The 21,411-nt window shown below is 35.4% G+C and carries 15 protein-coding genes; 11 read left to right on the top strand and 4 right to left on the bottom strand.

Annotation, left to right across the window (positions count from 1 at the left end; translation table 11 throughout):
- The first annotated feature begins 26 nt into the window (after positions 1–26).
- The 6 genes from addB to ABE048_RS17255 all read left to right on the top strand — a co-directional run bounded on the left by addB (position 27) and on the right by ABE048_RS17255 (position 11,753).
- Entirely contained in the window at positions 27–3,533 is a 3,507-nt protein-coding gene (gene addB / locus ABE048_RS17280; RefSeq protein ID WP_430312517.1) for a helicase-exonuclease AddAB subunit AddB, read from the top strand.
- Positions 3,517–7,188 carry a helicase-exonuclease AddAB subunit AddA gene (gene addA, locus ABE048_RS17275; RefSeq protein ID WP_430312516.1) on the top strand — a complete coding sequence of 1,224 codons (3,672 nt, stop codon included), beginning with the start codon at positions 3,517–3,519 and terminating at the stop codon, positions 7,186–7,188. The genes addB and addA overlap by 17 nt, the downstream gene beginning before the upstream one ends.
- 16 nt (positions 7,189–7,204) lie before the next feature.
- Positions 7,205–8,398, top strand: coding sequence for a DUF418 domain-containing protein (locus ABE048_RS17270; protein ID WP_430312515.1), 1,194 nt, complete (start codon positions 7,205–7,207; stop codon positions 8,396–8,398).
- Positions 8,399–8,438: 40 nt separating this feature from the next.
- Positions 8,439–9,341: a fumarylacetoacetate hydrolase family protein gene (locus tag ABE048_RS17265; protein WP_430312514.1), complete on the top strand. Its 903-nt coding sequence runs from the start codon at positions 8,439–8,441 to the stop codon at positions 9,339–9,341.
- A gap of 132 nt (positions 9,342–9,473) precedes the next feature.
- Entirely contained in the window at positions 9,474–9,830 is a 357-nt protein-coding gene (locus ABE048_RS17260; RefSeq protein WP_430312513.1) for a YisL family protein, read from the top strand.
- 459 nt (positions 9,831–10,289) lie between these two features.
- Positions 10,290–11,753 carry an alpha-amylase family glycosyl hydrolase gene (locus ABE048_RS17255; RefSeq protein ID WP_430312512.1) on the top strand — a complete coding sequence of 488 codons (1,464 nt, stop codon included), beginning with the start codon at positions 10,290–10,292 and terminating at the stop codon, positions 11,751–11,753.
- 89 nt (positions 11,754–11,842) lie between these two features.
- Here ABE048_RS17255 and ABE048_RS17250 read toward each other — a convergent pair whose 3' ends face one another.
- On the bottom strand, positions 11,843–12,700 hold the full coding sequence (locus ABE048_RS17250; RefSeq protein WP_430312511.1) for a DegV family protein: 858 nt from the start codon (positions 12,698–12,700) through the stop codon (positions 11,843–11,845).
- 26 nt (positions 12,701–12,726) lie between these two features.
- Positions 12,727–13,536 carry a Cof-type HAD-IIB family hydrolase gene (locus ABE048_RS17245; RefSeq protein WP_430312509.1) on the bottom strand — a complete coding sequence of 270 codons (810 nt, stop codon included), beginning with the start codon at positions 13,534–13,536 and terminating at the stop codon, positions 12,727–12,729.
- A gap of 186 nt (positions 13,537–13,722) precedes the next feature.
- On the opposite strand from ABE048_RS17245, the gene ABE048_RS17240 reads away from it, so the two are divergent.
- Both ABE048_RS17240 and ABE048_RS17235 read left to right on the top strand, forming a co-directional pair.
- Entirely contained in the window at positions 13,723–14,490 is a 768-nt protein-coding gene (locus ABE048_RS17240; RefSeq protein WP_430312508.1) for a prolyl oligopeptidase family serine peptidase, read from the top strand.
- A gap of 52 nt (positions 14,491–14,542) precedes the next feature.
- Complete coding sequence (locus ABE048_RS17235) at positions 14,543–14,851, top strand: metal-sulfur cluster assembly factor (protein WP_430312507.1); 309 nt, start codon at positions 14,543–14,545, stop codon at positions 14,849–14,851.
- Between the two features lie 157 nt (positions 14,852–15,008).
- Here ABE048_RS17235 and ABE048_RS17230 read toward each other — a convergent pair whose 3' ends face one another.
- Entirely contained in the window at positions 15,009–15,731 is a 723-nt protein-coding gene (locus tag ABE048_RS17230) for a Crp/Fnr family transcriptional regulator (protein ID WP_430312506.1), read from the bottom strand.
- A gap of 208 nt (positions 15,732–15,939) precedes the next feature.
- Here ABE048_RS17230 and ABE048_RS17225 point away from each other — a divergent pair, with 208 nt between their 5' ends.
- Positions 15,940–18,078 (top strand): ATP-dependent Clp protease ATP-binding subunit, encoded by a 2,139-nt coding sequence (locus ABE048_RS17225; RefSeq protein WP_430312528.1) that lies wholly within the window; start codon positions 15,940–15,942, stop codon positions 18,076–18,078.
- Positions 18,079–18,338: 260 nt separating this feature from the next.
- Here ABE048_RS17225 and ABE048_RS17220 read toward each other — a convergent pair whose 3' ends face one another.
- Positions 18,339–18,542 (bottom strand): YjzD family protein, encoded by a 204-nt coding sequence (locus ABE048_RS17220; RefSeq protein WP_430312505.1) that lies wholly within the window; start codon positions 18,540–18,542, stop codon positions 18,339–18,341.
- Positions 18,543–18,735: 193 nt separating this feature from the next.
- Here ABE048_RS17220 and ABE048_RS17215 point away from each other — a divergent pair, with 193 nt between their 5' ends.
- Together ABE048_RS17215 and fabF are read left to right on the top strand one after the other, a co-directional pair.
- On the top strand, positions 18,736–19,674 hold the full coding sequence (locus ABE048_RS17215) for a beta-ketoacyl-ACP synthase III (protein ID WP_430312504.1): 939 nt from the start codon (positions 18,736–18,738) through the stop codon (positions 19,672–19,674).
- 27 nt (positions 19,675–19,701) lie between these two features.
- Complete coding sequence (gene fabF / locus ABE048_RS17210; RefSeq protein ID WP_430312503.1) at positions 19,702–20,937, top strand: beta-ketoacyl-ACP synthase II; 1,236 nt, start codon at positions 19,702–19,704, stop codon at positions 20,935–20,937.
- Positions 20,938–21,411 lie beyond the last annotated feature (474 nt).

Genomic DNA, 21,411 nt, shown 5'->3' with positions numbered 1-21,411 from the left:
ATAAAAGTAAGTGAGGAGGATTTAATATGTCGCTACGTATTGTAACAGGACGTTCAGGAACAGGGAAAACTACATTAATACAAAAAGAAATCGTAGCTGAAGTAGAAAAACAGCCGATAGGTTCACCTATTTTCTTAATTGTGCCAGATCAAATGTCATTTTCTGCAGAATACGATATGACACACGATTACGACGTGAAAGGGTTAATACGAGCACAGGTCACTACTTTTAAACGTTTAGCATGGCGTGTTTTGCAAGAAACAGGTGGAATTAGTCGTAAAGAAGTAAATGGCTTCGCTTATAGGATGCTAATTCGTAAACTGCTAGAAAATCATAAAGAAGAGTTTGCGTTGTTTCGGAAATCGGCAGATAAGCGAGGATTTACTGCTGAAATGGAATCGTTATTAAAAGAATTCAGCAGATATAGTTTGGATAGTGCAGCATTAACGAACTTAGAAGAAAATTTGGAGCAAGTAGCAGCTCCTCTAACTTTACGAGATAAAGTGCATGATTTACATCTTCTTGTCCAAGCAATTGAAGAATCATTAGGGACTATATATGTGGATAGTGAGGGGTATTATCCGCTACTAACTGCGCAGCTAGTAAATTCTGAAACGATTCGCCGAGCAGATATTTATATAGATGGGTTTACAGCATTTACTACCAGGGAATTTGAGCTAGTTCAAGAACTCTTAAAGGTAGCAAAACGTGTTACGGTTGTTTTACCAATGGAAGCAGAAGCGGATGCAGATGATGAACAAGCTTTGTTTTATCAATCAGCACGTACCTGTGCAAGACTGAAAGAATTGGCCTTTTCGAATGGAATAGAAGTTGAGCCAATAACTCATTGTGCACAGCAATACCGTTTTAAAACCGAGGATTTACGCCATATTGAAAGCCAGTTTGAAGTGTTCCCACCGATTGAACAAGAAAGTGATGGTAGTGTAGAAATAATCGAAGCAGCGAATCGCCGTGCTGAAATTAATGCCATTGCAAGAAGAATTAAAGAGTTAACACAAAATAATCAGATGCGTTACCGCGATATCGCTATTTTATATCGTCAGGCTGATGTATATGATCCACTGATTTCAACCGTTTTCCCACAATATGATATTCCTGTCTTTGTCAGTCAGAAAAAACCGATGCTTCATCATCCACTTATTGAGTTAAGTCGTTCAGCATTAGAAACGATTCAATCTGATTGGAAGTATGAGCCTATTTTCCGTGCGATTAAAACCGATTTGTTCTTCCCAACAACGACTGATATTCAAATTTGGAGGGAAAGAGCAGACATACTTGAAAATTTCGTATTAGCGCAAGGAATATATGGTAAACGTTGGTTTGATGAAAATCGTTGGATTTATAAAAAATATCGTGGCTTAGAGTTGTATACAAAGAATCAAACCGACGAAGAGCGAGCTTACCAACAAGAAATTGAAGCGGTGCGGGGAAAAATCCGCGAACCTTTAAAAGCTTTCGAAGATCAATTAAAAGAGGCTACAACAGGAGTAGATATTGCTACAGCATTATATACTTTTATAGAAAATCTAGAAGTTTTTGATAAACTCCAAGCTTTAAAGGATCGTGAAATTGAAAAAGGTCGATTGTTAGAAGCTAGTGAGCATGAACAAGCGTGGAATAACTGGGTAGAAATACTCGATCAGTTTGTCATGCTATTTGGTGATCAACAAATAACTGTAGAAGAAGCATTTGAAATTTTAGATGAGGGCTTTGACACATTGGAATTTTCTCGAATTCCCCCTTCACTCGATCAAGTGACCGTTGCGACATCAGATATTGCACGTCTAACCAAGACAAAAGCTGTCTTTGTCATCGGTGTTAATGAAGGCGTTTATCCGAAGCGTATGGATTATGAGGGATTATTAGCAGATAACGAACGAGAATGGTTTGCACAAATTGGTTATGAAATTGCTCCTACTTCTAAAACGCGACTACTTGAAGAAGAATTCATAACATATCATGCTTTCACAATGGAATCTGATCGATTAATCGTGTCATATGCAATTGCGGATGAAGAAAGTAAAGCTCTTTTACCTTCACTTTATATAAAACGTTTAGAAGATCAATTAAAAAATATAAAGAAAACGATTGCCTTAGTTGATCCTAGTGAATCAACAGATGAGCAAAGTGCACTTTCTTATATTGTTCATCCTAGAACTTCATTAGCTTTTTTAATGAAACAACTTCGGTTACATTTAGAAGATCACGAAATGGGAGCCGAGTGGCTTGCACTCCAACGTTATTATGAAGAAGACCCCTATTGGAATAGTGTTTTGGAACGCTTAATGCGATCACTAAAAACATCAAATAGAGCAGAAAATCTAACGCCAGAGAATACAGAAGCCCTATATGGATCTACTTTAACTTCAAGCGTATCCCGTATCGAACAATTCTATCGGTGCCCATTTGCTCACTTTTCTTCATATGGTCTTCATTTAGAGGAAAGAGCAGAATATCGTTTGGAAACACCCACGATTGGGGATTTATTCCATGCGGCATTGAAATGGATAGGGGAAGAAACAGATCGTCTAAATATTACGTGGGCTCAGTTATCAAATGAACAGTGTGCAATATTAGCAAAGAAAGCTGTAGAAGCAATTTCGCCACTTCTATATCATCAAATCCTGTTAAGTACTGCACGTTATCGTTATATTCAGCGTAAACTTACTTATATTATACAGCGGACGATGCAATCCCTTAGTCAACATGCAAGAGTTTCTGGGTTTAAGCCAATTGCAGTAGAAGCTGCATTCGGACCAGGAGATCCTTTACCACCACTTGTTATTCAACTTAATGACCATAAGAAAATGCAAATGCGGGGCCGGATCGACAGAGTAGATGCAACAACAGTCAATGATAAACCATATATTCGTGTAGTGGATTATAAATCATCGGCACATAAATTAGAATTGAATGATGTTTACCATGGATTATCGTTACAAATGCTAACGTATTTGGATGTTGCTATTACAAACTCTGAGGAATGGCTACCGATTCATGCAGAAGCTGGAGGGGTATTATACATTCATATTCATAATCCCATGTTAAATACGAATAATAGCTTAACTTTAGATGAAGCCGAAAATGAACGTTTAAAAGACTTCAAAATGCGTGGATTATTGTTAGATGATAATGACTCAATATTAGCAATGGATGATCAATTGGCTGATGGTGGGGGTTACTCTCAAGTCGTTCCAATTTACATGAAAAAGGATGGTAGTACATCGCCTAATATTTCCTCTGTTATTGCACCGAATGATATGCAATCCTTAAGAAACTTTGTTCGAAACAAGCATAAAAACGCTGGAGAAGAAATATTAACTGGTTGTACTGATATTAGCCCATTTAAAATGAATCAACGGACAGCATGTGAGTTTTGTTCATTTAAGAGCGTTTGTCAATTTGATACAACAGATACTGATCAACACTACCGTCAACTTCCTATAGAAAAATCAGGTGAAATTATTGAAAAAATTCGTAAGGAGGCTGGAAACGATGATTCAAATTCCTAAGAAAACAGCAGATGCGACTTGGACAGACGAACAATGGAAAGCCATATGGGCATCTGGACAAGATATATTAGTTTCTGCTGCAGCAGGTTCAGGGAAAACAGCTGTACTTATAAATAGAATGATTGAAAAGGTAATTTCTACTACAGATCCGATTGATGTCGATCAGCTTCTAGTTGTGACATTTACGAATGCTTCAGCCGCTGAAATGCGCCATCGAATGGCTAATGCTTTAGAAAATGAAATTAGCAAAAATCCTCAATCCAAACATTTACGCAGACAGCTTAGCTTGATTAATAAGGCTCAAATTTCAACATTGCATTCATTTTGCTTAAACATTGTACGACAATATGCATACTTAATAGATATAGATCCAGGGTTTAGAATTGCAGATGATACAGAAGCTGCATTATTAAAGGATGATACTTTAGCTGAAGTACTTGAGGAAGCATATGATGGAGAAAATGTGGAAGATATCTATCGTTTGGTTGATAGTTTCACTTCTGACCGTGATGACCAAGCTATTGAAGCGTTACTATATAAACTTTATGAAATGTCCAGAGTAAATCCTGAGCCGATTAAATGGCTATGTTCATTACCAGATTATTATACGATTAATGAAAATATGACCATCGATGATTTAGAAATGACAAAGCATATAAAAAAAGCTATTTTACACAGTATTGATGGCGCGATTGGTTTAATTGAAGAAGTTCGTCAACTCTCTTTACAACCTGATGGTCCGTTTGCTTTTGGAGAAACTGCACAAAAGGATCTGATTATGTTCCAAGAAGCAAGAGGGTTCGTAACAGAACGTAGTTGGGCAGAAGCCTATACTTTCTTCCAGTCTACTAAATTAGACCGTGCAAAAGCGCAAAAAAAGGGTAGCTGTGATGAAGAGTTACTAGAACTAGCAAAAGCAAAACGAAAACAAGCAAAAGAACTTTTTGAAAAACCGATTGAAACTTATTTCAAACGAACTCCTGAAAGACTATTAGATGAAATTCGTTTAATGAAACCAATGATTGAAACGTTGGTAGAACTAGCAATTCAATTTAGTGAACAATATGGCAATGCAAAGAATGCAAAAGGGTTAGTCGATTTTTCAGATTTAGAGCATTTTGCTTTATCTATTTTAACAGATGAAGTAGAAGGTGAACTGGTACCTTCATCTGTTGCACTTGAGTATCGTGCACATTTTAAAGAAGTCTTAGTGGATGAATATCAAGATACGAATCGTTTGCAAGAAACCATATTACAACTTGTGAAAAGCAGAGATGCAGCCCATGGTAATTTGTTCATGGTTGGTGATGTGAAGCAATCTATCTATCGATTCCGTTTAGCTGAACCAACATTATTTTTGCACAAATATTTAACGTATAACGAAAATCCAACCGATACAGGTTTACGTATTGATTTAAATGCTAATTTCCGCAGTAGATCAGAAGTACTTCATGGTACGAATTTTATTTTCCAACAAGTAATGGGAGAAGAGGTTGGGGAAGTTGCATATGATGAAGCAGCCGCTTTAAAACCTAGAGCACCTTATGATGAAAAACAGATGCCTCTTGAATTGGCCATTTTACATAAAGCTGAGAAAGAGGGAGAAGAATCCGATTCAGAGTTATTGGCTGAAGAAGATTTGAAGAAGTCTCAACAGGAAGCAAGGTATATTATTAAAGAAATACAACGAATTATGGATTCGAATATGGTTGTCTATGATCCATGGGAGAAAAAAGAAAGACCTGTTGAATATAGAGATTTTGTCATTCTAATGCGATCCATGACTTGGTCTGTTGACATTGTTGAAGAGTTTAAAACAGCTGGTATTCCGCTTTATGCAGAAATTTCAAAAGGTTATTTTGAAGCACTGGAAGTAATGATTATGTTAAATACATTAAAAATTATAGACAATCCATTTCAAGATATTCCATTTGCATCAGTGTTAAGAGCACCGTTTGTAGGATTAACAGAAAATGAACTAGCAAGTATCCGCTTAGCCGACCCAAAGGCATCCTTTTATGATGCATTAAAACAATTCGTACGTAATGAAGGAACAGGGCTAAAATCTGGTACAGCAGAGAAATTACAACGATTTTTGTTACACCTTGAAGATTGGCGTGATTTAGCTAGACGTGGTTCATTGGCTGATTTAATTTGGCGTGTATATATGGATACAAATTATTATGAAATGGTCGGAGCAATGACAAATGGCAAACAACGACAAGCCAATTTACGTGCATTACATGACCGTGCGATTGCTTATGAAAAAACATCATTCCGAGGATTATTCCGCTTCTTACGATTTGTAGAACGGATGCAATTACGAGGGGATGACTTAGGAGCAGCTCGTGCAATAAGTGAGAAAGAGAATGTTGTACGATTAATGACCATTCACTCTTCTAAAGGTTTAGAATTCCCATTTGTTTTTGTTGCAGGATTAGGGAGAGAATTCAACAAAATGGATTTCCATTTACCTTATCTATTTGACCAGGAGTTTGGATTAGCAGTTAAAATGATTGATCCAGAAAAAAGAATTCAACAAACGTCATTGCCGTTTTTAGCTATGGTTGAAAAGAAAACTTTAGAAATGAAGTCTGAAGAAATGCGTATATTGTATGTTGCGATGACGAGAGCAAAGGAAAAATTATATCTAGTTGGTACAGTGAAAGACTGGGAAAAAACTCAAAACAAATGGCTTGAAGCGAAAAGAATCCCACAGGGGGAGATGCTTCCTGATTATATACGAGCAAGTGCCAAAAACTATTTAGATTGGATTGGTCCCGCATTTGCACGTCACCCAGATTTTGAGGGGAATAATGAAAATAATACGGAATTATCTAGTTGGAAACTTTCGGTTGTAGATACTGATGAATTTAAAGCTAAAAATGAAGAGTTAACTACACAAGATGACATTGAACTAGAAAGACCGCAAATCGACGAAGCAATTTTACAAGAAATTCATACTCGATTTGATACTCCTTATCCCTTTGAAAACACTATTAACAAACGATCTAAGACATCTGTAAGTGAGTTGAAACGACTTCAACAATTAGAAGAACAGGAAGAACCAGAGTATTTTACAAAAGGATCATCAAATCAGCAAAGAATTGCAACAAGACCTGCATTTTTGCAAAAACGTTCTTTAACAGCTGCAGAAATGGGGACGGCTATGCATACAGTGATGCAACATATACCTCAAGCTGGTTTACATGATGAAGAAGCAGTACATCGATTTGTGTATACATTAGTAGACCGTCAACTTCTAACACAAGAAGAGGGCGCTTCAGTACAAGCTTCTAAAATCGTAGCATTTTTTGAAACAGAGATGGGTTATCGTTTCATGAATGCGCTAGAATTACATCGCGAAATACCATTTACAATTAGTCTTGAGGATAGCGAAGGGGATACACAAATTGTACAAGGGGTAGTGGATTGTTTACTAAAAGATTCAAATGGACAGTGGATTTTACTCGATTATAAAACAGATCGTATTCAGTCAAATATGAAAACAATCGAGGGTCTACGTAAAGAATTGATTGATCGATATGATGTTCAACTTTCATTATATAAGAGAGCGTTAGAGGAAATTTTAAAAATCCATGTGGATGAAAAAGTAATTTATGCATTTGAGGCGAAGCAATCAGTTCATTTATAGGAGGAAACTAAAAAAAGTGAATAGTACACCAACAACTAGTAAACAAAGAATTGATACATTGGATATTCTTCGTGGTGTCAGTTTACTTGGGATTTTACTAGTTAATATGTTTGCATTTAGCACACCATTGCCATATATCGATTTGAAAACGTGGTTTACTGTACCAATTGATAAGGAATATCATAAGTGGTTAGATATATTGGTACAGGGCAGTTTTTATCCACTTTTCTCTATGCTATTTGGCTATGGACTTGCCATGCAATATACAAAAGCGACTCGATTAGGTGATTCGTTTTATAAAATAGGCATTAAACGGTTAGTCATCCTTTTCATATTAGGTATTTTACATGCGTTTTTAATATGGTGGGGAGATATTTTGATGACCTATGCTTTTTGTGGATTATTCGTAATTGCGCTAATTCGTTTAAAACCAGGGATCTTATTAGCAATCGGATTATTATTCTACACGGCTATTAATGGTTTATTGGCATTATTAATTGGATTTGCCACATTGTCTGATCCATCTAGTAGTGATATGTCTCAGTTTATCGATATTCAGGGAGTAGAAGGTGCTTTAAGGGCCTATGGTTCTGGTTCGTGGTCAGACACATTTATACAACGACTAGCAGATTTGTCTATTCAATTCTCACCATCGATGTGGATTATGGCTTTATTTACAATTTTACCTTATATGCTGATCGGAGCAGCCGCTTCAAAATGGCAATTGGTCGAAAAAGCAAAAAATAAACTGCTTTTGTGGGGCATACTAGCTGTGATTATGGTTCCACTAGGCATATACTTAAAAGCATTGCCTTATAATATGAATCGTAATTTTCTCTTAGATTATATTCAAACGTATTTTGGCGGTCCAATTTTAGCATTAGGTTATGCTAGTGTGATTGTCTTAATCTGTTGTATTCCTAATTCAACAAAAGTATTATCACCAATTGCAAAGGCTGGCAGAATGTCCTTAACGGTATATATTTTGCAATCAATTATCTGTACAATGGTCTTTTATCATTTTGGTTTAGGGCTTTATGGTAAGATTGGCGTAGATACGGGAATATGGTTAGCTATTGGCATTTACGTGATACAGCTTGTCTTTGCGACGATTTGGTTCATGCTATTTAAGCAAGGTCCGCTTGAAGCAGTATGGAAGAGAATAACTTATGGAAAATCGGTGCTAAAAAAAGAGGAAATTAATCAGTAAATGTTGTATCATGGTAAAAAAAGAAGGAGTGCGAATTTTCATGAAAATCTTATCTTTTCGTTTTAACGATGTTTTGAGTTTTGGTCCAAAAGTAAAAAAAGAAGAAGCTGTTTGGGACGTATTAGCAATTCAAGAAGTCCTTCAAGTACTCCCTTCTTATGCGACAACAATTGTCGAAGGAATGACATACGGTTACGAATTTGTTGAACAAACTCGTAAACTTGTAAGAGCTGCTCAACAATCAGAGAATCCATCACAATTCAAACATGATTTTTCTGAAATTGAATGGTTAGCGCCAATTCCTCGTACGACAAAGAATATTATTTGTATTGGTAAAAACTATAATGAACATGCAAAAGAAATGGGTTCAGATCATGCACCAGAAGATATTATGGTCTTCACGAAAGCACCAACTTCTATTGCTGCAGATAAGCAAACATTATCCGTTCATGAGGATGTCACTTCTCAATTAGATTACGAAGGTGAATTGGCAGTCGTAATTGCAAAAAAAGGCAAAAACATTCCCAAAAACTTAGCATATGATTATGTTTTTGGTTACACAATTGCTAATGATATTACTGCACGTGATTTACAAGATAAACATAAACAATATTTCTTAGGAAAAAGCTTAGATGGTTCATGCCCAATGGGACCATACTTAGTAACGAAAGATGAAATACCAAATCCACAAAATTTAACAGTAGTAACGAAAGTAAATGATGAAGTTCGTCAAAATGGTTCAACTAGTAATATGATGCATTCTGTAGAGGACATCATCGTAGACATCTCTAAACTTGTAACTTTAGAGCCGGGGGATGTTATCTTAACAGGAACTCCAGCTGGCGTAGGTAAAGGTATGAACCCTCCACAATATTTAAAATCAGGCGATGTGGTTAAAGTTTCAATCGAAGGCATTGGTACTTTAGTGAACCGCTTCGAATAATTTCATAGAAATATTCACTAGTTAGACACAGACCGATGGAAGTAGTTTACCATCGGTCTCTTATATTTGTATAGTTCTTACTGTTTTGATAGGATAAACATGACTATTAAATAGAATTTGGAGGATTTTAGAATGGTACACATGCATTTAACTTCGATTGTGATTGCAATCATTTTATTCTTTGTATCAGCTTCGATGCAAACAGGATCTAAAGGCCAAAAAGTAACACATATGATATTACGCGTATTCTACATCTTGATTCTTATCACCGGTGGAATGGTATTCAGCACAGCGATGGCTGGTAATATGGCAATGCAATATGGCATAAAACTAGTAGGCGGTCTTCTAGTAATTGGTATGATGGAAATGGTATTAGTTAGCAAAGAAAAAGGTAAATCTAATGGCGTATTATGGACTCTACTTATCGTTTTCTTAGTCTTTACTATATACATGGGCTTCCACTTACCACTAGGACTTAAATTCTGGTAGAAAAAGATTCTTCTAATTTGGCACACCTCTCTTTATATTGGGGTGTGTTTTTTTGTTAGGTGAAAATTCGATTCTGAAAAAAAGAGAGAGTTTTTAAGAACTTAAATTGTTAAAAGAGCGAATAAAATTTAATAGAGAGCGAATAAACCCGGGAAGAGAGCGAATAAACCCGGGAAGAGAGCGAATAAACCCGGGAAGAGAGCGAATAAACCCGGGAAGAGAGCGAATAAACCCGGGAAGAGAGCGAATAAATCCCAGTGAAAAGCAATTAATTTTCATTCACAAATAATAAATACTCGAAATTACATTTCATACTTTATACTTATTAAAAAATTGAATTCAACTCCGTTTTTCACAGTTTTGTCGAATTTGTTAGGGTTTTTTTGAGTGAAAACATAGAGAGTTTTGAAATGGTTTGTTAAAATTACTTTGGACAGTTCTGCAGAGGAGGACTTCAAGGTGAACGTTGCAAAATGGATAAGTACAGCTGTAGCTTCAGCGTTGTTAGCTTCTACGATTAGCACAACGACAATTGCACATGCTGAAGAAACACATAAGATTGAAAATGAAAGTATATACGATGTATTAGTCGATCGTTTTTTCGATGATAGTGTAGAAAACGATTATAATATTAATGCAAAAGATCCCAAAGCATTCCACGGTGGTGACTTTGCAGGTATTGCTACGAAAATTAATCATATTCAAGATTTAGACTTTACTATGGTTTCAATGGGTTCAGTATTTTCATCCGATACATATGATGGGAGTGCAGTAGTAGATTACAGCAAGATTGAACGACATTTCGGGACAAGTAAAGAATTCAAATCATTATTAAGTGATTTGCACAAAATTAATATGAAAGCAATGGTTGATTTCCCAATTAATAATGTCAGCAAAGATCATGTTTGGGCATTAGAAGGGGATCACAAAGATTGGTATACAGCTGCAAGTGATAATCGCATCAATTGGAATACAAATAATCCAGATGTTCAACAAGCTTTAATTAATGCAGCTGTAGATTTTGTAAGTAAGTATAATGTTGATGGGATTCGTTTGACTCATTTAGGGAACGCAGATACAGCATTCATTAATAAAATGATTTCTGCATTAAAACAACAAAACAACAATCTATATGTTATTTCTAATGAGAACAGCGATGCTAACTTCGACATAGATTACAATAAACAAACGATTGATACGTATCAATCTATATTTAAAAGTGTTGATGAGGATTCATCTAAAGTAGAAGATCCATACAAAGAATATGCATATGGTAAATCAGAAAAGCCTCCTGCATTAATGATTGATGATTTAAATAGTGCTCGTTTTACTCATGCATCAGCTCAGGAGAATATGTTCCCTCCAACACGTATTAAAGTAGCTCTAGCTGCCATAATGACAATGCCTGGTGTACCAATTGTTACTTATGGTACTGAAATTGCCCAAAATGGGGTAAAACCAACTGATACACTTGCTTCAATGGATTTCCGAACAAAAGAAGACATTATATCCTATATTGGTGATTTACAATCCATCCGAAACAAATCAGAAACACTTCGTACTGGAAAATATAAGCTATTAGAAAACAAAAATGGTTTAATGGTTTATGAACGATATTCTGATAATGAAAAATGGATTGTAATGGTTAACAACACAGCTAAAACGCAAAGATACGAATTAGACCCTTCTGTAATTGGGAAGAATAAAGAGCTTCATGGTATGTTTGAAAATGATATTGTACGTCAATCGGAAAATGGTAAATATAACTTAGTATCAGAACGTGAAATTGTAGAACTATACCAAGTAACAGATCATAAAGGTTATAATATTCCGTATATGATTGCACTAGGTTTTGTATATTTATTGTTCATCGGATTTATCGTTGCCTTATTAAGAAGAGGTCGTAAACATAAAAACGCATAACATTTAAAATCCCCATGATTTCATTTAAGAAATCATGGGGATTTTATTATGGGTCTGAACGAGCGCCCACTACATTTAATATAAATCTATTAATCTTTTGAAAGTTGATTCAAGAAGAAAACAGCAATGGTACCTGTACCTGTATGTGCAGCAATGACAGAACCGATTAACTGAATTTCTACTGCTTTTGGATGGAAGTTTTCGATAATTAATGCTTTCATCTCTTCAGCTGCTTCTAAATCATCACTATGCGTAATAGCTATTACTTGTTCAGAAAGGGATTCACCACGTTCTGCCATTAACTCGATAATACGTTTAAATACTTTCTTACGGCCACGGTATTTTTCGATTGGAACTAGTTTGCCATCTTCAACATCTAGGACAGGTTTTATGCTTAATAATCCACCTATAAATGCGCTGGCTTTCGATAGACGACCACCTTTTGCAAGATAATCTAAATCTTCTACAGTAAATAGATGTTCCATGTGCTCTGCAGTAAAGCGAATTTTTTGAGCAATTTCATTTGCTGAAAATCCTTCTTCGCGTAGTCGTACAGCTTCTTTTACTAATAGACCATAACCAAGTGAAGCACATTTTGAATCGATAATAGTTAGTTTCAAATCTGGGTATTTTTCTTTTACTTGTTCAGCCATCATTACAGCAGTGCTGTATGTTCCTGAAAGTTGAGAAGAGAGGGCGATGTAGAGCCCCTCTTCTCCTGATTGACCTAATTCATTAAATTCTTCTAAAAAGCGTTCAGGTGATGCTTGGGAAGTTTTTAATAATTCGCCTTCACGAATGGCACTATATACTTCTTGAATATCAACACCGATTACATCATCATATTCTTTACCTTTGAGTTGAACGCGTAATGGGATAATTTTGACATTGTTTTGCTCGTAAAATGATTTTGGTAAATCAGAAGCACTGTCAGCGTATAGTCTCATTTTTCAAACCCCTCCTATATTAATTTCTATAATCGAAGTCGATCTTTTAGGAATTCTGCAATTCCATCTTCATTATTGGATTTTGTAATTTCATTAGCGATATTTTTTAATTGGCCGATACCGTTACCCATTGCAACACCGACACCAGCATAATCGATCATTTCTAAGTCATTGTCTTCGTCACCAAAAGCAATGATTCGGTCACGAGGAATACCTAAATCTTTTGCTACATGCGAAAGTCCAACAGCTTTGTTCATGCCATGACGTACGATTTCGATAACTGGGAAAGGATCTCCCCAGCGTCTATGATCAATCAGTTCAGCTTTCGTATCAGCTAAATACTTACGGATGATAGGAACACTCTTCTCATTGGATTGGATTAATAAGCTAGTCGGATTATCTTGTAAATAATTCTTTAGATCACCAGTTGTAACTTTAGGATCACCCATACTGAAAATATTGAGTAATTTTTCATCATGGTATTGGACATATACATCGTCCATTACTTCTGCAATCAAGTTTTCAAAATGATCTCGATGTAAGGATTCAACTACTTCTTTTACTATTTTTAAATCAATAGGGCTGTGTACAGTATGCCAATTTTGATTTAATGGATGATGAACGAAAGCACCGTTAAAATTCACAATTGGCGTATGTAAGCCCAATTCATGATAATATATTTTACTTGCACGATAAGGTCTACCAGTAGCAATCATCACTTCATGACCTGCTTCTTTTGCCTGTAAAATCGTGCGCTTTGTCTTATCAGAAATCACTTTTTCATCGGTTAATAGAGTACCATCTAAATCTAAAACAATCAAATGGGGTTGTACCATTCGTAACACTCCCTTCGTTTCTTCCTTTAATGTGTATTTACGATTATTATAGCCATACATGTGAAAATATTGTGACTAAAGGAAAATATATATAAAGTTTATCCTTTCTATAAGCTTTTAGTCAAAGCTTTGTAACAGTCCCTTTTTTTTGATAACATTACAACATAGAGATAGGGAGTGAAATAAATGAAAGTCGATCAAGAAACTTGGGGCAATATCCCTTTACTTCATATATATAATGAGGAAACTATCAATGCTGAATCACCAGTAGTGATTTTTTTACACGGCTTTGAGAGTGCAAAAGAGCATAACCTACATTATGCGTATCAACTAGTGAACAAAGGTATACGGGTTTTAATGCCAGATGCACTTTTACATGGCAATCGTGAAGAAAATCTAGATTCGATTCAACTAAGTTTACGTTTTTGGGAGATAGTCCTTACTTCTATTGAAGAAGTGAACTATTTATATAAACAATTGAAAGAAAGAGGATTACTTGCTACAGACAAAATTGGTGTTTCTGGAACTTCTATGGGGGCCATTGTTACAATGGGGTGTCTAAAAGTGTATCCATGGATTAAAACGGCAGCTGTCATGATGGGGGCACCGGCTTATGTTGAATTAGCGAAAGCCCAAATGGCCGAAATCGAAGAAAAAGGTTTTAAAATTCCTCTATCTGAAAAAGAATTAGATAAGATGTTAACAACGCTAAGTTATTTTGATATGAGTAAACATCCAGAAACAATGGCAGGACGATCTGTATTATTCTGGCATGGTAAAAAAGATCACATGGTTCCGTTTGCTCCTGCTTATGCATTTTATGAAAGTATCCAACAAGATTATGCAGAGCATACTGATGATATAACTTTCATTGTTGATAAAAAAGCAGGACATAAAGTATCACGTTCAGGAATGCTTGCTGGTACGAAATGGCTTGCAGACCATTTGGCATAACAAAATAGTAATGTTATGATGGAGTTATTACTATACGGAAAGGGGAAACACCATGGATGCAGATTTAAAAGAAAATATTCTAGGTGCCTTAGAAAATGTTATTGACCCGGAACTGGGAATTGATATAGTTAATCTTGGCTTAGTATATGATGTAGATTTATCTGATGAAGGTATTTGCTTGGTTACTATGACTTTAACTTCAATGGGTTGTCCATTAGGTCCAGTAATTGTAGATCAAATTCGTACAGCATTATTCGAGATTCCAGAAGTAAAAGATGTCGATGTAAATGTCGTTTGGAACCCACCTTGGTCAAAAGATATGATGTCACGCTACGCAAAAATGGCACTAGGTATTCGATAAATACAGAGATTTAATCAGTGAGGATTGCTTTTCCCTCACTGATTTTTTTGTCTAAAAATTATATTAGTATAACTTAATAATTAAAAGCTTGGTCGCTATAGCGAACCAAGCCTTTTGTATAGATATACTGTTGTTGGGTATATATAAATGATGAATATTAGTCAATACGACAAACACTTGCAGGGCAATTTTCACATTCACACGCATCTTTTAAATAATTTAAATTATGGACTGTGATAATACTTTTATCGAAGGAGATAACTTTTGATTTTTTTAATTCATTTAGCATTCGATTAATTACTTCACGGCTTGTTGCGCATAAATTTGCGAGATCAGAATTCGTTAACGGATAATCGATTTCAATATCACCGTTTTCTTGAAATATTCCATAAGTATTTGTTAATCGAATGATAGTGGAATAGAGGGCACCTTTTTTACCATATAAAAGTAAATCGCGTAATTTTGTTTGTGATTTTAAATTTTGAAGTTGTAACCATTTAATGCACTCGATTAACATATCAGGTTCTTGGCTTAAACACATTTCGAATAAGTTTTTATCAAGGGTAATAATATTTGCATTTTCTAAAGCTTTTGCACTTAAGGGATAATAGCCTGTTTTACTAAAAATGATACCTTCACCGATACAGTCATTATTACCGCAAATACGGAGTGTCAACTCTTTACCACTGACAGTTTCTTTGGATAAAATGACTTTTCCTGATACAACATAAAAAATATCCTTTACTGGTTCTCCTTCTAAGCATAAGTGGCTGCCTTTTGAAACTTTAACTGTAGAACCATTTTCTTCAAAAATCTTTCGAATTTTGACAGGAAGTGGTTCGATTTTATAAGAAGTTACCATATCTTCTTCAACCCCCACTTATTTTTCTTCATTATAACATAGGAAATTTGAATTAATAAGATGCATACAAAATGTCACACTTATGTTGAAATTTAAAATGTATTTGGAAAATAAAATAGGTCAAAAAAGGTCAAACATTTATCTTTACATTTAGAGTTAGTAGAACTATAATGTAATTAATCAAAAGGTCAATAAAGGTCAAACAAAGGAGTTGGATCTTATGCAAATGAAAATGAATAATGAAGAACAAAAAAGCCCATTGGAACAATTTGGACGAAATTTGGTTGAAGAAGTAAAAAAAGGGAAGATGGATCCTGTCATTGGTCGTGATCAAGAAATCCGAAATGTGATTCGTATCCTATCTCGTAAAACAAAAAATAATCCTGTATTAATTGGTGAACCGGGTGTTGGTAAAACAGCTATTGTAGAAGGACTAGCACAACGTATTGTGAAAAAGGATGTTCCTGAAGGGTTAAAAGATCATCTTATTTATGAATTAGATATGAGTGCATTGATTGCTGGTGCAAGCTACCGTGGTCAATTTGAAGAACGTTTAAAAGGTGTTTTAAAAGAAGTCAAAGAAAGTGAAGGTCGAATTATTCTTTTCATCGATGAAATCCACACAATTGTGGGAGCTGGTAAAACAGACGGTGCAATGGATGCGGGGAACATGTTAAAACCAATGTTAGCTCGTGGTGAACTACATTGTATCGGTGCAACAACTTTAGATGAATACAGAATGTATATTGAAAAAGACCCAGCACTAGAACGTCGTTTCCAACAAGTATTAGTACGTGAACCATCAGTAGAAGATACCATTTCTATATTACGTGGTTTAAAAGAAAGTTTTGAATTACATCATGCAGTCAAAATTCATGATCGTGCAATAGTTGCTGCTGCCGAACTTTCAAATCGTTATTTAACAGAACGATTCTTACCAGATAAAGCTATCGACTTAATCGATGAAGCTTGTGCTATGATACGTACAGAAATTGACTCCATGCCACAAGAACTTGATGAAGTTACACGCCGTCAAATGCAACTAGAAATTGAAGAACAAGCTTTAATGAAAGAAAAAGACGAGGCGAGTAAAAAACGATTAGTTGCTTTACGTGAAGAATTAGAAAATCTAAAAGAATCATCTAATGCAATGAAAGACCAATGGGAATCAGAAAAAGCTTCTCTACAAACCATTCAAGAAAAACGTGAAATTCTAAATCGCTATCGTCGAGAATTAGAAGAAGCTGAAAATCAATATGATTTAAATAAAGCTGCTGTGTTACGACATGGTAAGATTCCAGAACTAGAAAAAGAACTACAATCATTAGAAAATAATTTACAAGAAGGTACTGACAATCGCCTATTACGTGAAGATGTCACTTCAGATGAAATTGCATCCATCGTTTCTAGATGGACAGGCATTCCAGTGACAAAATTAGTCGAAGGTGAACGCGAAAAATTATTACATTTAAAGGACACATTACATGAACGAGTAGTGGGTCAAGATGACGCAGTACGCTTAGTAACAGAAGCAGTTTGGCGTGCTAGAGCTGGTATTCAAGATCCAAACAAACCAATTGGATCATTCCTATTCTTGGGACCAACTGGTGTAGGTAAAACGGAATTAGCGAAAGCATTAGCTGCACAACTATTTGATTCTGAAGATCACTTTATCAGAATCGACATGTCTGAATACATGGAAAAACATAGTGTGTCTCGCCTTGTTGGAGCACCTCCAGGTTATATTGGTTACGAAGAAGGCGGTCAATTAACAGAAGCTGTTCGTCGTAATCCTTACTCAGTAGTATTATTAGATGAAATTGAAAAGGCACATCCAGATGTAGCCAATATCTTGCTACAAATTTTGGATGACGGTCGTATTACTGATAGCCAAGGACGTACTGTCAACTTTACAAACACAGTTATTATCTTAACGTCCAATATTGGGTCAAATTATTTAATGGATATTAAAGATCAAGATAGTGAACATGCGGTTGAAGATTTAGTTATGTCTGCATTAAAACAACATTTTAAACCAGAATTACTAAATCGTTTAGATGATATTGTTATGTTCCATTCATTATCAAATGAACAATACTATGAAATTGCGAAAAAATACGTATCCTTATTACAAAAACGTGTTGCTGAACAAGAAATTGAATTACAAGTAGAAGACGATGTATTGCAATGGGTAGTAGAAGAAGGAGTAGATCCAGCATTCGGTGCAAGACCACTACGCCGCTTCGTACAACGTCATATCGAAACATTAGTCGCTCAAGAATTACTAAAAGGAGAGGCAACTGCAGGAACAAAATTAGTTGTTTCTTTGGAAGATGGTAAAGTGGTTATTCGTAAAGAGGACTGAAATTTAAAATCTTCAACACATAATATGTTTTGATAAAGTCTTCAAAAAATCCCGGTGGAAAATAAAATTTCACCGGGATTTTTTCGGAGACTAAAAAAGCATCTTAGGAACCCGTTACGGTCCTACCTACACTTTTCGACTTTTAGCTAGATTGTATTAACATACCTACAAATAGTATTAAGCTCTTTTTTATTTGTTTTGTTCATTTTATATAGGAAGAAAGAAAAAATCCTGCCGCTTTAGATAGGGCAGGATTTTCATTATTCATGATGACCGATTTCTTTAGGTGAATCTTTTGGAATTACTGCACCCATTATTATAATTAATGCGGAAATTACAAGTGAAATCCATAAGCCTTTAGTGAATGCTGGGCCATCTAGTGTTACATTGTTGATAGAGCTGACTACGTAGTTTAATGTAGAAACTAATAGTGCAGACCAAATAACTAACATAATATATTTCATTTATTTCACCTCTATACTGACATTTCTACCTGTTCTATCATATCATATATACTTATTCAATTAAAAGAATCTTTTCAAAATCGTTAATGCAATGGATGGCGAAATTATGGCAGCATGTTGAAATGTAAAAGAATATTCGTTATAATTAAGACCAGATACTAATAATTGATAATAAGAAGAGAGGCGCTACCTCATGAATGCTGGTATTATTGGAGTAGGAAGATGCGTTCCTGAAAAGGTCTTAACAAATTATGACCTTGAAAAAATGATGGATACTTCCGATGAATGGATTCGTACTCGTACTGGAATAGAAGAAAGACATATTGCTGAAGATAATCAAAATACATCAGATATGGCATTTGAAGCAGCTGAAAAGGCAATTAAAGATGCAGGAATTACAGCTGAACAAGTTGGTTTAATTTTAGTAGCGACTGTTACACCAGATCAACCGTTCCCTAGTGTTTCATGTATGATTCAAGAACGTTTAGGGGCAACAAATGCGGCAGCTATGGACGTATCAGCAGCTTGTGCTGGTTATATTTATGGACTTATTACAGCTAAGCAATTTGTAGAAAGTAATGCATATGATTATGTATTAGTAGTAGGTGTAGAGAAGTTATCTAAAATTGTTGACTGGACAGATCGTAATACAGCAGTACTATTTGGAGACGGTGCAGCAGCTGCAATCATTGGAAAAGTTTCTGAAGGAAGAGGTATTGTATCTTATGAGCTAGGTTCAGATGGCTCAGGCGGTAAATTCCTTTATCAAAATGAACAAGATTATATTGCAATGAATGGTCGCGAAGTATTTAAATTTGCTGTCCGCCAAATGGGTCAATCAGCATTAAATGTAATTGAAAAAGCAGGATATACAAAAAATGATGTAGATTATTTAATTCCACATCAAGCAAATATTCGTATTATGGAATCAGCAAGACAACGTTTAGATCTACCCCCTGAGAAAATGTCAACAGCTATCAAAAAATACGGTAATACATCTGCCGCTTCTATCGGAAACGCATTAGTAGAAGAATTAGAAAACGGTAAAATTCATGATGATGATTTAATCGTATTAGTTGGATTTGGCGGAGGCCTAACTTGGGGCGCAGTAGCAATTAAATGGGGAAAATAACTCAAAAGAAAAGTGAGGAATAAAATCATGACAAAACGTCGAGTAGTAGTGACTGGAATTGGAGCAGTAACACCACTAGGAAACGATATTTCAACAACTTGGGAAAATATTAAAGCAGGGAAAGTTGGAGTAGGTCCTTTAACAAGACTAGATCAAGAAAAATTCCCTGCTAAGGTTGCTGCAGAAGTAAAAGATTTTGATATAGAGAAATATATTTCTAAAAAAGACGCACGTAAGATGGACCGTTTCACACAATTCGCATTAGCTGCTTCAATCATGGCAGTTGAAGATGCCAATCTAGAAATTACACCAGAGCTAGGCTTACGTACTGGCGTTTGGATTGGATCTGGAATTGGTGGTATGGAAACATACGAACAACAATTTATGAATTTCATTGAAAAAGGTCAACGTCGTGTTAGCCCATTCTTTGTACCAATGATGATTCCAGATATGGCAGCAGGCCAAGTATCTATTCATTTTGGCGCAAAAGCGATTAACTCTTGTACTGTAACAGCTTGTGCTTCCGGTACAAACTCAATTGGTGATGCTTTTAAAGTAGTTGAACGTGGTGATGCAGATGTTATGATTGCTGGAGGAGCTGAAGCACCAATCACGAATATGGCTGTTGCAGGTTTCTGCTCAAATACAGCACTAACACTAAATCCAGATCCACAAACAGCATCACGTCCATTTGATAAAAATCGTGATGGCTTCGTAATTGGTGAAGGGTCAGGTATTGTTATTTTAGAGGAATATGAACATGCAGTAGCACGTGGAGCAAAAATCTATGCAGAAGTAATAGGTTATGGTTCAACAGGTGATGCATTCCATATTACAGCGCCTGCTCCAGAAGGTGAAGGGGCAGCTCGTTCTATGCAACAAGCAATTGATGATGCTGAGGTAGCGCCAGAAGTTGTCGATTATATTAACGCGCACGGAACAAGTACTAATTATAATGACTTATTTGAAACAAAAGCTGTTAAATCAGTCTTTGGAGAACATGCTTATAAATTAGCTATGAGCTCTACAAAATCTATGACAGGTCATTTGCTTGGAGCTGCTGGTGGAATCGAAGCAATCTTCTCTGTTCTAGCTTTAAAAGAAGGTATTTTACCACCAACAATGAATCTTGAAACACCAGATGAAGAATGTGATTTAGATTATGTACCAAACGAAGCACGTCAACAAGAAATCACATATGCATTAAGTAACTCGCTAGGGTTTGGCGGTCACAATGCTTCATTATTATTCAAGAAAATTTAGATCCATTTAATGGTTTTTAAACATTTATAAAAATAGTAAACAAAACACAGGGCAAAAAAGCTCTGTGTTTTTGTTATATATACATATAGTTGATTGAAGCGGCTCGGCCCAATCGAAGCGAAAATAAACGGGTAATATTTATCTGATCAGATAAATAAAGATAGAATAATTTTTAATTATTGGAATTTTAAGTTAAAATAGCATAATTAAATGAATTGATTTCATAATGTAAAATTCATATAAAATATACGAACATTTCATGATATCCAATTTTGTTATTGCAACGCTTTTGACGGCGAGTACTCGAAATTTCCTTCGTGAGTATTAATTCAGTGAGGTTCAATCATAGTCCTATGGGATTTTGAGCTGAAAGGTACGCAGGAACTTAGTAAGGGTACTAAAAATGTTTAAATACAAACATTAATAGTATTAATCCGTTTTCTACATGATGTGAAATTAGCTTCGCTTTCCGCG

The organism is Rummeliibacillus pycnus (assembly GCF_050459865.1).
GTDB lineage: Bacteria > Bacillota > Bacilli > Bacillales_A > Planococcaceae > Rummeliibacillus > Rummeliibacillus pycnus_B.
The sequence above is the reverse complement of the archived record's forward strand: the minus strand, read 5'-3'. Positions and strand labels throughout refer to the sequence as shown.

Coding starts and splice junctions, on each gene's coding strand:
- addB (WP_430312517.1), top strand. CDS start 27: ATGTCGCTACGTATTGTAACAGGACGTTCAGGAACAGGGAAAACTACA.
- addA (WP_430312516.1), top strand. CDS start 3,517: ATGATTCAAATTCCTAAGAAAACAGCAGATGCGACTTGGACAGACGAA.
- ABE048_RS17265 (WP_430312514.1), top strand. CDS start 8,439: ATGAAAATCTTATCTTTTCGTTTTAACGATGTTTTGAGTTTTGGTCCA.
- ABE048_RS17260 (WP_430312513.1), top strand. CDS start 9,474: ATGGTACACATGCATTTAACTTCGATTGTGATTGCAATCATTTTATTC.
- ABE048_RS17250 (WP_430312511.1), bottom strand. CDS start 12,700: ATGAGACTATACGCTGACAGTGCTTCTGATTTACCAAAATCATTTTAC.
- ABE048_RS17245 (WP_430312509.1), bottom strand. CDS start 13,536: ATGGTACAACCCCATTTGATTGTTTTAGATTTAGATGGTACTCTATTA.
- ABE048_RS17240 (WP_430312508.1), top strand. CDS start 13,723: ATGAAAGTCGATCAAGAAACTTGGGGCAATATCCCTTTACTTCATATA.
- ABE048_RS17235 (WP_430312507.1), top strand. CDS start 14,543: ATGGATGCAGATTTAAAAGAAAATATTCTAGGTGCCTTAGAAAATGTT.
- ABE048_RS17225 (WP_430312528.1), top strand. CDS start 15,940: ATGAAAATGAATAATGAAGAACAAAAAAGCCCATTGGAACAATTTGGA.
- ABE048_RS17220 (WP_430312505.1), bottom strand. CDS start 18,542: ATGAAATATATTATGTTAGTTATTTGGTCTGCACTATTAGTTTCTACA.
- ABE048_RS17215 (WP_430312504.1), top strand. CDS start 18,736: ATGAATGCTGGTATTATTGGAGTAGGAAGATGCGTTCCTGAAAAGGTC.
- fabF (WP_430312503.1), top strand. CDS start 19,702: ATGACAAAACGTCGAGTAGTAGTGACTGGAATTGGAGCAGTAACACCA.